General features: G+C 62.2%; 18 protein-coding genes. 8 read left to right on the top strand and 10 right to left on the bottom strand.

The features are described from left to right. The first annotated feature begins 37 nt into the window (after nucleotides 1–37). From trxA to NKI21_RS02520, 4 genes are all read left to right on the top strand, one after another. Nucleotides 38–361 carry a thioredoxin gene (trxA, locus tag NKI21_RS02535; protein ID WP_352440514.1) on the top strand — a complete coding sequence of 108 codons (324 nt, stop codon included), beginning with the start codon at nucleotides 38–40 and terminating at the stop codon, nucleotides 359–361. A gap of 132 nt (nucleotides 362–493) precedes the next feature. Then, nucleotides 494–775, top strand: a complete 282-nt coding sequence (locus tag NKI21_RS02530) for a cupin domain-containing protein (protein WP_023810622.1) — start codon at nucleotides 494–496, stop codon at nucleotides 773–775. A 71-nt stretch (nucleotides 776–846) separates the two neighbouring features. Further along, nucleotides 847–1,095, top strand: coding sequence for a plasmid stabilization protein (locus NKI21_RS02525; RefSeq protein WP_352440513.1), 249 nt, complete (start codon nucleotides 847–849; stop codon nucleotides 1,093–1,095). After that, nucleotides 1,092–1,505, top strand: a complete 414-nt coding sequence (locus NKI21_RS02520) for a type II toxin-antitoxin system VapC family toxin (RefSeq protein WP_352440512.1) — start codon at nucleotides 1,092–1,094, stop codon at nucleotides 1,503–1,505. Before NKI21_RS02525 ends, NKI21_RS02520 begins: the two co-directional genes overlap by 4 nt. Nucleotides 1,506–1,643: 138 nt before the next feature. Here NKI21_RS02520 and NKI21_RS02515 read toward each other — a convergent pair whose 3' ends face one another. The 6 genes from NKI21_RS02515 to NKI21_RS02490 all read right to left on the bottom strand — a co-directional run bounded on the left by NKI21_RS02515 (nucleotide 1,644) and on the right by NKI21_RS02490 (nucleotide 7,312). Continuing rightward, nucleotides 1,644–2,063: a VOC family protein gene (locus tag NKI21_RS02515; protein ID WP_352753072.1), complete on the bottom strand. Its 420-nt coding sequence runs from the start codon at nucleotides 2,061–2,063 to the stop codon at nucleotides 1,644–1,646. A 24-nt stretch (nucleotides 2,064–2,087) separates the two neighbouring features. Then, nucleotides 2,088–3,413, bottom strand: a complete 1,326-nt coding sequence (locus tag NKI21_RS02510) for a bifunctional folylpolyglutamate synthase/dihydrofolate synthase (RefSeq protein WP_352440510.1) — start codon at nucleotides 3,411–3,413, stop codon at nucleotides 2,088–2,090. 118 nt (nucleotides 3,414–3,531) lie between these two features. Further along, the gene (gene accD / locus NKI21_RS02505) at nucleotides 3,532–4,458 is read right to left on the bottom strand and encodes an acetyl-CoA carboxylase, carboxyltransferase subunit beta (protein WP_023810617.1); all 927 of its coding nucleotides are present in this window, start codon (nucleotides 4,456–4,458) and stop codon (nucleotides 3,532–3,534) included. A gap of 98 nt (nucleotides 4,459–4,556) precedes the next feature. Beyond that, the gene (gene trpA, locus NKI21_RS02500; RefSeq protein ID WP_352440508.1) at nucleotides 4,557–5,396 is read right to left on the bottom strand and encodes a tryptophan synthase subunit alpha; all 840 of its coding nucleotides are present in this window, start codon (nucleotides 5,394–5,396) and stop codon (nucleotides 4,557–4,559) included. A gap of 2 nt (nucleotides 5,397–5,398) precedes the next feature. After that, the gene (gene trpB / locus NKI21_RS02495; RefSeq protein WP_352773863.1) at nucleotides 5,399–6,619 is read right to left on the bottom strand and encodes a tryptophan synthase subunit beta; all 1,221 of its coding nucleotides are present in this window, start codon (nucleotides 6,617–6,619) and stop codon (nucleotides 5,399–5,401) included. A gap of 33 nt (nucleotides 6,620–6,652) precedes the next feature. Beyond that, entirely contained in the window at nucleotides 6,653–7,312 is a 660-nt protein-coding gene (locus NKI21_RS02490; RefSeq protein ID WP_023810614.1) for a phosphoribosylanthranilate isomerase, read from the bottom strand. 110 nt (nucleotides 7,313–7,422) lie between these two features. Here NKI21_RS02490 and NKI21_RS02485 point away from each other — a divergent pair, with 110 nt between their 5' ends. Further along, nucleotides 7,423–7,641, top strand: coding sequence for a hypothetical protein (locus NKI21_RS02485; RefSeq protein WP_023810613.1), 219 nt, complete (start codon nucleotides 7,423–7,425; stop codon nucleotides 7,639–7,641). Nucleotides 7,642–7,646: 5 nt separating this feature from the next. Here the strand turns inward: NKI21_RS02485 and NKI21_RS02480 are convergent, their stop codons facing one another. The 4 genes from NKI21_RS02480 to NKI21_RS02465 form a co-directional block, all read right to left on the bottom strand. Then, nucleotides 7,647–8,405 (bottom strand): M48 family metallopeptidase, encoded by a 759-nt coding sequence (locus NKI21_RS02480; protein WP_023810612.1) that lies wholly within the window; start codon nucleotides 8,403–8,405, stop codon nucleotides 7,647–7,649. Nucleotides 8,406–8,600: 195 nt separating this feature from the next. Continuing rightward, on the bottom strand, nucleotides 8,601–9,083 hold the full coding sequence (locus NKI21_RS02475) for a DUF2852 domain-containing protein (protein ID WP_023810611.1): 483 nt from the start codon (nucleotides 9,081–9,083) through the stop codon (nucleotides 8,601–8,603). 117 nt (nucleotides 9,084–9,200) lie between these two features. Further along, nucleotides 9,201–10,343, bottom strand: coding sequence for a benzoate/H(+) symporter BenE family transporter (locus NKI21_RS02470; RefSeq protein ID WP_023810610.1), 1,143 nt, complete (start codon nucleotides 10,341–10,343; stop codon nucleotides 9,201–9,203). Beyond that, entirely contained in the window at nucleotides 10,343–11,113 is a 771-nt protein-coding gene (locus NKI21_RS02465) for an alpha/beta hydrolase (protein WP_023810609.1), read from the bottom strand. The genes NKI21_RS02470 and NKI21_RS02465 overlap by 1 nt, the downstream gene beginning before the upstream one ends. Nucleotides 11,114–11,316: 203 nt before the next feature. Between NKI21_RS02465 and infC the strand changes: the two genes are divergently transcribed. From infC to NKI21_RS02450, 3 genes are all read left to right on the top strand, one after another. Then, nucleotides 11,317–11,853, top strand: a complete 537-nt coding sequence (gene infC / locus NKI21_RS02460; protein ID WP_023810608.1) for a translation initiation factor IF-3 — start codon at nucleotides 11,317–11,319, stop codon at nucleotides 11,851–11,853. A gap of 128 nt (nucleotides 11,854–11,981) precedes the next feature. Next, on the top strand, nucleotides 11,982–12,608 hold the full coding sequence (locus NKI21_RS02455; RefSeq protein ID WP_023810607.1) for a methyltransferase family protein: 627 nt from the start codon (nucleotides 11,982–11,984) through the stop codon (nucleotides 12,606–12,608). Between the two features lie 142 nt (nucleotides 12,609–12,750). After that, complete coding sequence (locus NKI21_RS02450; protein ID WP_023810606.1) at nucleotides 12,751–13,395, top strand: methyltransferase family protein; 645 nt, start codon at nucleotides 12,751–12,753, stop codon at nucleotides 13,393–13,395. Nucleotides 13,396–13,512: the final 117 nt, after the last annotated feature.

Raw genomic sequence — 13,512 nt, 5'->3', positions numbered from 1 at the left:
TTTGGTGGTACAAAAACTTTCAAAAGGATTTTTCCATATGGCAACCGTGAAGGTCGACAAGAGCAACTTCCAGGCTGACGTGCTTGACGCCAGCGTACCGGTCGTCGTCGATTTCTGGGCGGAATGGTGCGGCCCCTGCAAGCAGATCGCTCCGGCGCTCGAAGACATCGCCACCGAACTCGGCGCCAAGGTCAAGATCGCCAAGCTGAACATCGACGAGAATCCCGAGCTTGCCGCCCAGTTCGGCGTGCGCTCGATCCCGACGCTGATGATCTTCAAGGGCGGCGAAATGGCCGACATGAAGGTCGGTGCGGCGCCGAAGACCGCGCTGTCGCACTGGATCAATGGCAACCTCGCCTGACCTATCTGAAATTCCTGATATCAAGCCCGGCCTCGCGCCGGGCTTTTTGTTGGCGTCATTGGTAACAGGCTCTGGCCCTCACATCCGGGCAATCCATGTCTTCTGTTGGCAGCGCAAGCAGGGAGAAATGATATGACCGGATCCGCCAAGGCCACCGTCTTCATCGACAATGAGCGCGTCATCGTCACCGAATACCGCTTCCAGCCCGGCGACAATACTGGCTGGCATCGCCATGGCCATGACTATGTCGTGGTGCCGCTGATGGACGGCAAGGTGAAGCTGGTGACCAAGGATGGCGAGAACTTCGCCGAGATGAAGAAGGGCGCACCCTATTTCCGCAAGGAAGGCGTCGAGCACGACGTGATCAGCGCCAATGAGGGTGAATACGCCTTCATCGAGATCGAGCTGAAGTGATGGCGTGCCATCATCTGCCATCTTGATGGCAGGGGCAGGAAAGGCTATATCTTTTCAAAAGGGAGTTTGAAATGGCCGAACCCCAGCTTTCCGTCCGCAGCGCAAAAGCACGTGATCTTGCGCATCGACTCGCTCGTCGCGAAAACCGCTCAATAGCTGATATCGTCGAACGCGCGCTTGAATCCTATGAGATTCGCGAGGCCGGGCGAGAACCGGCATCCGCCTTCTACTCCCGCCTGACGGCAAGCGTTGGCGTCGACATCGATCTGGAAAAAATCATCCGGGAAAACCGCAAGGTCCATACAGGGCCGGAGCTTTGATTTTCGTCGACACCAATGTGATTTCTGAGAGCCTTGGAAAGGCGCCTGACGCGGCTGTCATGGCTTGGCTGGTTCGCAACGATACCGAACTGGCGCTTCCCACGGTGGCGATTGCCGAAATCGCTTTCGGTATCCAAAAGATACGACCTGACGAGCGTGCCGATCGCCTGGAGCAAGGTCTCTCCCAATGGCGCCATCGCTTTGCCGGTCGCATTTTTGGGCTGACGGAGGAGGCGGCTCTGGCTTATGGCGAGATTATGGGAACGGCGACGCGCAAGGGCCGGGGCATGTCGGCACCCGATGGCATGATTGCAGCGATAGCGCGCGTGAATGGCGGTCGGCTGGCAACGCGTAACCTGAACGACTTCGGCCCGGCCAACCTCGAGCTGATCTCACCTTGGGATTTCTAATGCATGTCGCCCAAAAGTGATCTCTGTTTTGGGAAGACGACATGCATAAAAACAATGGCCTAAAGCGGGTCACCTGAATCCGTTCAGACGCGACACGCGTTAGGGCGTTTCACCGTTTCACGGAAAAGGAGGAATGCTCTACCAATCGGCGATGCGGTCGCCGCCGGCGAACTGTGCGCTTTTGCCGGTGTATTCGAACAGCTCGATCTTCACGCCGTTGGGATCGCGGATCCACGCCTGGAAAGTGTCGTCGCAGGCGTGCTTCTTGGCCGTGACGTCGATGCCCTTCGATTTGATGTGATCGATCGCAGCATCGATGTTTTCCACCTCGAGGCAGAAATGGTTGATCTGGTTCTGCTCGGTGTAGGCCGTGCCGTCCTTCTGGAACACCTCGATGTGGCTGCGCCCGCCGCAATTGAGGTAGAACCCGAAAATGTTGCCGTCGCGCAGGAAATTGAACTGCGTATCCAGGCCCAGCACGTCGCGATAGAAGCTTCGCGTTGCCTCCAGGTCATGCGCGAAGATGCAGACGTGAGCGAGCTGCTTGACCTTGATCATGACGGGTTCCTCGCAACTCCGACCTCAGGTCGGCGGAGTGCCGTTCTCGGCCAGCACCGCGCCGGTCAGATACAACGAACCGCTGATCAGGATGCGTGGCGCCGGGCCGTCCCAGGTGTCGCGCAGCAGCATCAGCGCGCTGGCGACGGAACTCACCGGCTCGGCGGTCAGCCCGGCTTCCGTCGCGCGGATCGCCAGTTCGTCATTAGGCACGCCGGCCTCGCTGAGGCTCACCGGCACCGTGTAGACATGCCGGGCGAGGCCCTTGAAGGCACGGAAATAGCCGCTCTGGTCCTTGGTGTTGATCATGCCCGAGATGAGGAACAGCGGACGCGGGTTCTTCTCTTCCTGCTCGGCCAACGCTTCGGCAACCACCACGCCGGCGCCCGGATTGTGGCCACCGTCGAGCCAGATGTCGGCGCCCTTGGGTGCCAGTTCGGCCAGCCGGCCCTGCATCAGCTTCTGCATGCGGCCGGGCCAGGCGACATTGATCATCGCCTTTTCGGCGGCGCGATGGCTGATCTCGAAACCGGCCGCCTTGACCGCGGCGATCGCCGCCGCCGCATTGGCGAACTGGTGGCGTCCGGGCAGCCTGGGCGGCGGCAGGTCCATCAAGCCGTCTTCGTCCTGGTAGACCATGCGGCCGTTTTCCTCGAAGGCAAGGAAATCCTGGCCGTAGACGAAGGTGGGGCATTCAAGCCGCTCGGCGGTTTCGATCAGCACCTGCAGCGCCGTCTCGCTCTCCTGCGCGCCGATGACCACCGGACAGCCGGGCTTGATGATGCCGGCCTTTTCGGCCGCGATCAGTTCGACACGGTCGCCGAGATAGGCCTCGTGGTCGAGCGACACCGGCATGATCACCGACACGGCGGGCTCCTTGACGACATTGGTCGCGTCGAAGCGGCCGCCGAGCCCGACCTCGATGATGGCGGCGTCGGCCTGGTGTTCGGAAAACAAGAGGAAGGTGACTGCGGTGAGAATCTCGAAGACGGTGATCTTCTCGCCCTCATTAGCCCTGGCGGCACGGGCAATAGCATCGGCGAAAACCCTGTCTTCGACCAGCCTGCCGCCGCCATCGGCGGCCAGCCGGTAACGCTCATGCCAGTTGACCAGATGCGGCGAGGTATGGACATGGACGCGGTAGTCCGCGGCCTCGAGCAGGGCGCGCGAAAAGGCGGCGCACGAGCCTTTGCCGTTGGTGCCGGCGATGTGGATGACCGGGGGCAGCCGATCCTGCGGATTGTCAAGCCGCTCCAGCAGCCGCGAAATGCGGTCGAGCGAAAGGTCGAAGCCTTTCGGATGAAGTGCCATCAGGGCTTCGATTTCGCGGTCGGCGGCAAGCGTCGTCATGGGTAGAATCCTAGCGCATGAGCCTGAAAACCAGAATCGTTTCGGATGGCCATGGCAATCAAAAGCTACAGCGCGCCGAAGCCCTCGTGCAATCGCGGTCGCGGCGCCTCGTGTCGCTTCAGGCTTGCGGCCGAGCTTCCGCGGCGACCGCCGCCGGCGGCAGGATTTCCGGCTCCAGCGGCTTTTGCTCCTCCGGCAGCTTGAGCAGCATCTTGAGCAGCCGCGATATGGTTTCGCGCAGCTCCAGCCGCGACACCACCATGTCGACCATGCCGTGCTCCATCAGATATTCGGAGCGCTGGAAGCCGTCGGGCAATTTCTCGCGGATCGTCTGTTCGATGACGCGCGGTCCGGCAAAGCCGATCAGCGCGCCGGGCTCGGCAATGTGCACGTCGCCCAGCATGGCGTAGGAGGCGGTCACGCCGCCCGTGGTCGGGTTGGTCAAAACGACGATATAGGGCAGGCCGGCTTCCTTCAGCCGGTCGACACCGATCGTTGTCCGCGGCAATTGCATCAGGGACAAAATACCTTCCTGCATGCGGGCGCCGCCGGAAGCGGCGAACAGGATCAGCGGCCGCTTGCGCTGCAGGGCCACTTCGAAGCCATGCACGATGGCGTCGCCGGCAGCCATGCCGAGCGAGCCGCCCATGAAGGCGAAGTCCTGCACCGTGACCACCACCGGCAGACCCTCGACGGTGCCCAGCGCATTGATGATCGCGTCCTCAAGGCCGGTCTTGGCCTTGGCGTCCTTCAACCGGTCGACATAGCGCTTCTCGTCGCGGAATTTCAGCGGATCCTGCATCACCTTGGGGTTGTCCAGGGTCTCGTATTTGCCGCCATCGAAGAAGAATCTCAGCCGCTCCTTGGCCGAAATCTTCATATGATGGCCGGACGAGGGAATGACGAACTGGTTGGATTCCAGGTCCTTGTGGAACACCATCTCGCCGGTCTCCGGATCCTTGATCCAGAGGTTCTCGGGCATGTCGGTGCGCCGGCCGAGCATCGAATTGATCTTCGGGCGAACGTAATTGGTGATCCAGTTCATCGCTTCGGCTCCTGTCCTGACGAAGAGTTAGTGCATGTCGCCTAAAAGTGGAAACCGGTTTTGGGATAACGACATGCGCAAAAGCTGAGGTAGGAGAACTATTCGGCAGCAGCAAGGCGGGCCGAACGCACGCCTTGCGCAAGGCCGCTGACCAGCGTGGCGACGGCTTCGGCCGGATCGGCGGTCTTTTCGCCCTTCGGTCCCAGCACATTGGCTACCGCATTGACGATCGCGGTGCCGACGACCACGCCGTCGGCATTGGCGCCGATCACCCGGGCCTGCTCGGCGGTCTTGACGCCGAAGCCGACGCAGACCGGCAGGTCGGTGTGGCCCTTGATGCGCTTGACCGCCGCCGCCACCTTGCCGGTGTCGGCCAGCGCCGAGCCGGTGATGCCGGTCATCGAGACGTAATAGACGAAGCCCGACGTGTTCTGCAGCACTTTCGGCAGGCGCTTGTCGTCGGTGGTCGGCGTCGCCAGCCGGATGAAATTGATGCCGGCCTTGAGCGCCGGAATGCACAGTTCCTCGTCCATCTCGGGCGGCAGGTCAACGACGATCAGCCCGTCGATGCCGCTGGCGATCGCGTCCTTGAGGAAGCGGTCGACGCCATAGATGTAGATCGGATTGTAATAGCCCATCAGCACGATGGGCGTCTCATTGTCGCCAGCACGGAAGTCGGACGCCATCTTCAGCGTCTTGACCAGCGTCTGGCCGCCCTTCAGCGCCCGCAGGCCCGCTGCCTGGATCGCCGGGCCGTCGGCCATCGGATCGGAGAACGGCATGCCGAGCTCGATGATGTCGGCGCCAGCCTTGGGCAGTGCCTTCATGATCGACAAAGAGGTGTCGTAGTCGGGGTCGCCGCCCATGAAATAGGTGACGAGCGCCGGGCGGCCTTCGGCTTTCAGTTTTGCCATGCGGCGGTCGATGCGGGTCACCATGATCAGATCTCCATGCCCAGCATCGAAGCCACCGTGTGCACGTCCTTGTCGCCACGGCCGGACAGGTTGACGATGACGATCTGGTCCTTGTCCATGGCGGGCACGATCTTCACCGCATGCGCAATGGCATGCGCGGATTCCAGCGCCGGGATGATGCCTTCGACGCGCGTCGTCAGCTTGAAGGCCTCCAGCGCTTCGTCGTCGAGGATCGGCACATATTCGACGCGGCCTGAATCACGTAGCCACGAGTGCTCCGGGCCGACACCAGGGTAATCGAGGCCGGCCGAGATCGAATGGCCATCCATGATCTGGCCGTCAGAGTTCTGCAGGAGATAGGTACGGTTGCCGTGCAGCACGCCGGGCGCGCCGGCATTCATCGACGCGCAATGCTCGATGCCGTCGAGACCGCGCCCGCCGGCTTCGATGCCGATGATGCGGACATCCTTGTCGTCGAGGAACGGATGGAACAGGCCGATGGCGTTGGAGCCGCCGCCGACAGCGGCGATGATCGTGTCCGGCAGCCGGCCCTCCTGTTCGAGGATCTGCGCCCGCGCCTCGATGCCGATCACCGACTGGAAATCGCGCACCAGCTCCGGATAGGGATGCGGGCCCGCAGCGGTGCCGATCAAGTAATAGGTGTCCTCGACATTGGTCACCCAGTCGCGCAACGCCTCGTTCATGGCGTCCTTCAGCGTGCCGTGACCGGCGGTCACCGGCCGCACTTCGGCGCCGAGCAGCTTCATGCGGAAGACATTGGGGCTTTGCCGGGCGACGTCGGTGGCGCCCATATAGACGACGCAGGGAAAGCCGAAGCGGGCCGCGACCGTGGCCGACGCCACGCCGTGCTGGCCGGCGCCGGTCTCGGCGATGATGCGCTTCTTGCCCATGCGCTTGGCCAGCAGGATCTGGCCGAGGCAATTGTTGATCTTGTGCGAACCGGTATGGTTCAGATCCTCGCGCTTGAAATAGACCTTTGCGCCGCCGAGATGCTTCGTGAGGCCTTCGGCGAAATAAAGCTTCGACGGCCGTCCGGCATAGTGGGTCGACAGGTCAGTCAGCTCGGCCCTGAAATCCGCATCGTTCTTGACCTCGTTCCAGTGCCGCTCCAGATCGAGGATCAGCGGCATCAACGTTTCGGCAACGAAACGACCGCCGAAAATGCCGAACATGCCCTGTTCGTCGGGTCCGGTGCGGAAGGAATTAAGTGTCGCCGGCTTGTTCATCGCCGATCTCCTGGCTTGTCGTTTACAGCACGCTCAGGCTGCGCGGGTGTTCCGCGCGGCCCTGACGGCCCGGAAAAACTGTTCGATCAGCGCCGGATCCTTGATGCCCGGCGCGCTTTCCACGCCTGAGGAAATGTCTATTCCGGGCGGGTCGGCAAGCCGAAGGGCATCGCCGATATTGGCGGCGTTGAGCCCACCGGAAAGCATGTAATCGACGCTGCCGTCAAGGCCGGCGAGGATGTGCCAGTCGAAGGCCACGCCGTTGCCGCCCGGCAGTTGCGAGCCTTTCGGCGGCTTGGCGTCGAACAGGAACCGGTCGGCTATGCCGATGAACGGCTTTATCCGTTCGAGATCGGCGGCCTCGCTGAGCGGCAGCGCCTTCATCACCGGCAGGCCATAGCGGGCTTTGACCTCGGCGACGCGATCGGGCGTTTCCGCACCATGCAGCTGCAGCATGTCAGGCTGCATTTTGGCAACGATTTCATCAAGGAAGGCGTCGCTGGTATCTACGGTGACGGCAACCGCCATCGCCTTGCCGCGCGCAGTCTCGCGCAGACGGCCAGCCTCGGCAGGTTCGACATAGCGCGGGCTTTTGGCGAAGAAGATAAACCCGACATGGCTGGCGCCGCCGGCCAGCGCCGCGGCCATTGCCCCGTCGGTCTTCAAGCCGCAGATCTTGATGTCGAGTGCCATGGCGCGGGAATTGGCATGAAAAGCGAAAAGAGTCGAGAAAAAGCATGCTGTTTGCCGACACGGCCAAAGGCGCTACCTATGGATGAACAGGACACGGCGGGAGCACGATCATGACCGACAGGACAATTGCCGAACTCAGGCAGAAGGTCGCGCAGGCGCGCGAGGTCATCGCGCACCTGATCGACAAGGCTGCCTTCAACGGCGCCGAAGCGCACCGGGCGCTCGACTATTTCGGCGGCGATGAATTCGACGGCAATTTCCTGCCGTGGCCGCATCATGGCGATGAGGGGTTGCGGCCTGAGGACTTGAACGCCGCAAACGACGACTGAGCGATCTACTCGAACATGATCGCCTGCAGCGCACCGCCATTGCGCTTCAGCCAGTCCTTGCAGCGATCGGTGTCGGGGCAGAGCTTTTCGCACAATTTCCAGAATTTCGGACCATGGTTCATCTCCTTGAGATGCGCCACTTCATGCGCGACGAGATAGTTGATGACCGGCGACGGCGCCATCATGATGCGCCAGGAGAAGGACAGATTGCCTTCGGAGGTGCAGGAGCCCCAGCGGCTCGACGTGTCCTTGAAGCGGACGGCCTTGGCGCGTTTGCCTAACGCCTGGGTGTGCTTGAGCACCAGCTTCTCGATGTCCTTCTTGGCCTCGCGCTTGAGGAAGTCGGCGATGCGGCGCGGTAGGTGTATGCGATCGCCGTGCACGATCAGCAGCGGGCCGCGCTCATCGCTCGACACCGTCACGGTCCCGCGCTTTGATGGCTCATGGACGATGCGGTGCGCCACGCCACGCACCGGGATCCTGATGCCGGGCCGCACCTGCGGCCGCGTCGGCACCTTGGCCAGTCGCTGCTCCAGCCAGTCCTGGTGCCGCTCGAGGAACCTGTCTACCTCGCCGCGGCGCAGGCCTGGCGGCACGGTGATGCGCAGACCCTGGCCGCCTGAATCGATGCGCAGCGTCATTCGGCGCGCCCTGGCGCTCTCGACGATCTTGAGCGGCAGCGTGCGGCCGGCGATGCAATATTCGCGTTCCACGACAGGCGTGGGCTTGGGCTTTGTCAGATTGCGAAAGAAGCCGAGAGTCATGGCGGGACGATACGCGATTCGAGAAAAACGACTAGAACAAAAAAGAAACGGCGCCGCTCGCGCGACGCCGTCGTCATACCTTGGCCTGTCCTACAGCGCCGCGCGTCCTCTGGGACGCGCAAAGGACGCTGTAGCACTTTAAGTTGGCGCATGACCCGAAAACCGGTTCCGGTTTTCGGGGTTATGCGTCGGGCCTCAGTCGTCAAGCAGGTTCGAACCCTTGCCACGCTTGGTGGTCGTCGTTCCGGCGCCCGGATCGGTCTTCGTCGGAGCCGTCGACTTGTTGCGGTTGGCCATGAACCGGTCGAACTCGTCCTGATCCTTGGCGCGGCGCAATTCGCGGGCATACTCGTCGAACTGGGTCAGCATCTCGTCGAGCTTGCGACGCTCTTCGTTCAGGCGCTCCAGTTCCTTTTCGCGCCAGTCGTCGAAAGCGACGTTGCCGGTGCGGGCGGAGCCATTGCCCCAGCGCGCGGCCTTGTCGGAACCGCGGCGGCATCCGGCGAAGATGCCGTCGGTCGCGCGGTTGACGTCACGCTTGAAGCCATCGAGGCGGTCGCCCCAGATGATGTAGGCGAGCATGGCGAAGCCGAGTGGCCAGAACACCATGAAACCCACAACCATCAACGCGATGGTTGCGGGCGTCCAGGCCGGACGGATCAATGCGGATGTGTTCATTTTCTCCCATTCCTTCGGTTGGAGACAGCCAAACCCGGCTGCGTGGAATCGAAATGGGAAGAGAAAAACGGCGATTCAAGACAATGTCCGCCAAATCCGGACAAGCATCTGAAATGATTACCGCTTTTTGATCATATCGAGGGAAAGCACGACCAACCCGGCAATCAGGCCCCAGAATGCGGCGCCAACGCCGAACAGCGTCAGGCCCGACGCGGTGACGACAAAGGTGACGGTGGCGGCCATGCGATCCGCCTCTTCCTTCAGCGCGATAGACAGCGCGTTGGCGAGCGACGCCATCAGCGCCAGGCCTGCCACCAGCACGATCAGGCTCTGCGGCAGCACCGCGAAGATCGCCACCAGCGAAGCGCCGAAAATAGCAAAGATGAGATAGGCGAGCGCATAAAACGGCCCGGTCTTCCAGCGCTCGGCGGGATCGGGGTGGACGTCCGGCCCGGTGCAGATCGCCGCCGAGATCGCCGCCAGATTGGTCGTCGAGCCGCCGAACGGCGCCGACAGCAGCGAAAACAGGCCCGTGACACCGATCAGCGGGCCGGGCTCCGGGTGATAGCCGGCGGCGCGCAGCACGGCGAGGCCGGACAGGTTTTGCGACGCCATGGTGACGAGGTAGAGCGGCAGTGCCAGGCCAATCACCGCCTTGGTGGTGAAGTCAGGCGCAATCAGCGTCAGCGTCGACAGTTCCGGTGTCGGCAGGCCACCGACACGGCCGGTGAGGAAAGCGGCGAGGCCACCGCCGATCAGAACCGCCAGCACCGACAGCGCCGGGTTGAACAGCCTGATAACGAAGAAGACGGCGATCAGCGGCAGGATCAGCCACGGGTCGATCGGAATGGTCTTCACCGCATTGAGCGCGAAGGTGACGACGATGCCGGCCAGCATGCCCGAGGCGACGGAGGGCGGTATCCTCGAGATAAGCTTGGTCAGGGGCCGAAACAGCCCTGTGGCGATCAGAAGGACGCCGGTGACGATGAAGGCGGCGACGGCCTCGCTCATCGAAAAGCCGCTCGATGCCGCGATCAGCGCCAGGCCCGGCGTCGACCAGGCGGTGATGACAGGCATTTTCGTGCGCCATGACAGCCACAGGCTCTCGATCGCCATGGCCAGGCAGATCGTCGTCACCCAGCTTGCCGTCTCGATCTGCGTCGCACCGACTGCGGTGGCGGCTGCGATGACGATGGCCAGCGTGCCGCCGAAGCCGACGATCGCCGCGACGAAGGCGGATATCGGGATGGAAAGGCGCATCAGTTTCCCCTCTGCGCCATCGCATCGACGGCCCGCACCAGCATGTCGAGATCTTGGGGTCGCGACAAGCGATGGTCGCCGTCGGGGATCAATGACAGTGTCACGTCGTCGGCGGGCAGCAAGCTGACCAGCTTCAGTGCGTGGCTTGCAGGCACGTCCGCATCGGCCAGGCCCTGCAGGATGTGCACCGGGCAATGGGTGTCGATCGGGCCTGTCATAACCCGGTTGTAGCGCCCGTCCTCGATCAGGGCGCGGGTGTAGATGTAGGGTTCCGTGGAATAGTCCGACGGCTCTTCGAAGAAACCTTTTTTGGCGAGATCGCGCTTCTGCGCCTTGGTCAGCACCGGTTCGACCAGGTCGGCGGTGAAATCCGGGGCTGGCGCCAGCAGCACCATGCCGGCGACGTTGCTATCGCCTGCCTTGCGCAATTCCTGCACCATGCGCAGCGCGATCCAGGCGCCCATCGAGGAGCCGACCAGGATCTGGCTGCCCCGGGTGAAATGCCGGAACACGGCAAGGCTCTGCGCAAGCCATGTCGAAATCGTGCCGTCGGCAAAGGCGCCGCCGGATTCGCCATGGCCAGAATAATCGTGGCGCAGGAAGGCGCGGCCTTCTTTCGCCGCCCAGTCCGTCAGCGTCTGCGCCTTCGTGCCCAGCATGTCCGACTTGTAGCCGCCGAGCCAGACGATGCCTGGCGCAGAGCCAGCAGTATGGCGCACCGCGATGCGCGATCCATCTACATCCAGAAAGATTGGGGGCGTAGCAGTCATGGCTTTTCCTCAACGCGGGTCTTGTGACACAGCCGGTGGCGTGGCGAAAAGTGCTCACGATGTTGTTTGTTTGGTGCAGAGCAGCGATCAGGGTGATTTTCTGTCAATGCTGTGCTATTGACTCCGCCCGCGCGCTCACCACATTGCGCGTCCACGCATCAACACTGACGAACCTGAACGAAACGGCCAAGGAGACCACGACCATTCGCAGACCTTTCAAAGCAGCGGCGCCGACCAAGGATGGCCCGCGCTCCAACCGTGACATCCGGGTTCCCCGGGTCCAGCTTATCGACGCCGATGGCCAGAACCGCGGCGATATTTCCATCAACGATGCGTTGCTGCTCGCCGAAGAGGCTGGGCTCGATCTCGTCGAGATATCGCCCAATGCGGTGCCCCCCGTCGTCAAGATCCTCGATCTCGGCAAGTTGAAATACGCCAACCAGAAGAAGGCGGCCGAGGCGCGCAAGAACCAGAAGGTCATCGAGATCAAGGAGATCAAGATGCGCCCGAACATCGACAGCCATGACTACGAGACCAAGATGAAGGCGGTTCGCCGCTTCTTCGAGGAAGGCGACAAGGTCAAGCTGACGCTGCGCTTCCGTGGCCGCGAGATGGCGCATATGGAACTCGGCATGCAGCTTCTGAACAAGGTCCGCGAGGAAGTGGCGACGATCGCCAAGGTCGAAGCGGAACCGAAGCTCGAAGGCCGCCAGATGATGATGGTGCTGTCGCCGCGCTAGAGCGATCCCCGTCAAAAGCAAAGGCCGCTTCGGCGGCTTTTGTTTTGTTTTGCCTCCGCCATGATTTCTCCGCAAGTTGCTTCGACAAGGATTCTGGTTGCCGGTCCTCGCGGCGAAAGGATTCTCCCATGACCGCTGCGGCACGTTCTACAAGTGAAATGGGTCGCTATCAGCGGCGCCGGCGCGTCCTGCTGGCGCTGCTAATCGGCGCTTTTTGCGCTTTGCTGATCTTCGGCGGCTCCCCGCACGATGAACTGACCCACGAACGCATAGAGGCGCACGGGATCGCCCTGATACTGATCGGAATCGGCGGCCGGCTCTGGTCGATCCTCTATATCGGCGGCCGCAAGTCGGCCGAAGTGGTTGCAACCGGCCCATATTCGGTGATGCGCAACCCGCTGTATTTTTTCTCCACCGTAGCGGCCGTCGGCATCGGCACCCAGACCGGCAGCGCGATCGTCGCGGTAGCGTCGGCGGTTTTGTGCGCGGCCGCGTTCCACATCGTCACGCTGCGCGAGGAACGGCATTTGACGACCGTGCTCGGGGCGCCGTACAAGGACTACGTTGCACGGGTGCCGCGTTTTTTTCCCAATCCCCGGCTTTATCGCGATCAGGCCGAGGTCACCTTCACACCGCGCATCTTCAATCACACGCTGCGCGACGGCTTGATGTTTCTGGTTTCCATACCGTTTTTCGAACTCATCGAGTCCGGACAGGAAAGCGGTGTAATTCCCGTCCTCTTCTGGCTGTATTGAGCTGCGGTAGGCAGTCAAAAGAGGCGACATGCATTAAATCCGCCTGAATTATCCTGCAAGCCGTCCCAACGATCGGCGGGGCCCTGTTTTCTTGGCCAGAAGCTGCGATCGCCGGCAAGTTTTTCGACGATCGGATTCCGCCATGGTCAATGAAATCAAGTCTGCGCCCGTCGAGGCACACGGGCTGGGCAACTACCAGCATATGCGCCGCATGGTGCTTGCGGTGCTGGTGGTGGTGCTGTTTCTGGCACTGCTGTTCGGCCAATCGACGTTTCCGCCTGAAACCTGGGTGCATGAGTCGATCGAAATGTTCGGCGTGCTGCTGATTTTCCTCGGCATCGTCGGGCGCCTTTGGGCGACGCTCTACATAGGCGGGCGCAAATCTTCCGAGGTGGTGACCGGCGGGCCTTACTCGATCACCCGCAACCCACTTTATGTGTTCTCGACCGTGGCCGCGGCGGGCGTCGGCGCCCAGATCGGCTCGTTCTCCGGCATCATCCTCTTTGCGCTGCTGTGCGCGGGTGCCTTCCACATCGTCATCCTGCGCGAAGAGAAGTTCCTCAAGGAAGCGCTCGGCGCGCCGTACCAGGCCTATCTGGAGAAGGTGCCGCGCTTCTTCCCGAAGCTGTCGCTCTACCAGGAGGGCGATACGGGCAGCTTCAAGCCCCGCCTGTTGCTGACCACGCTGCTCGACGGCCTGGTCTTCCTCGTCGCCCTGCCGGCCTTCGAGCTGATAGACGGAGCCCAGCTGTCAGGCATGTTGCCGGTCTGGTTCACGCTGCCCTGACCAAGGACACAGCGCCGCATCTCCACAGGTGTTGCACGCGGGCCGTCTTTGACGTATAGCACCGCCGTTCAAGAAAACCGCCCGGCAGGGCATGCCGTGGCGGTTTCATTTGCTTTT

Source organism: Mesorhizobium sp. M0715, from assembly GCF_040320355.1.
Lineage (GTDB): Bacteria > Pseudomonadota > Alphaproteobacteria > Rhizobiales > Rhizobiaceae > Mesorhizobium.
This window is presented reverse-complemented; position numbering and strand designations above follow the sequence as displayed.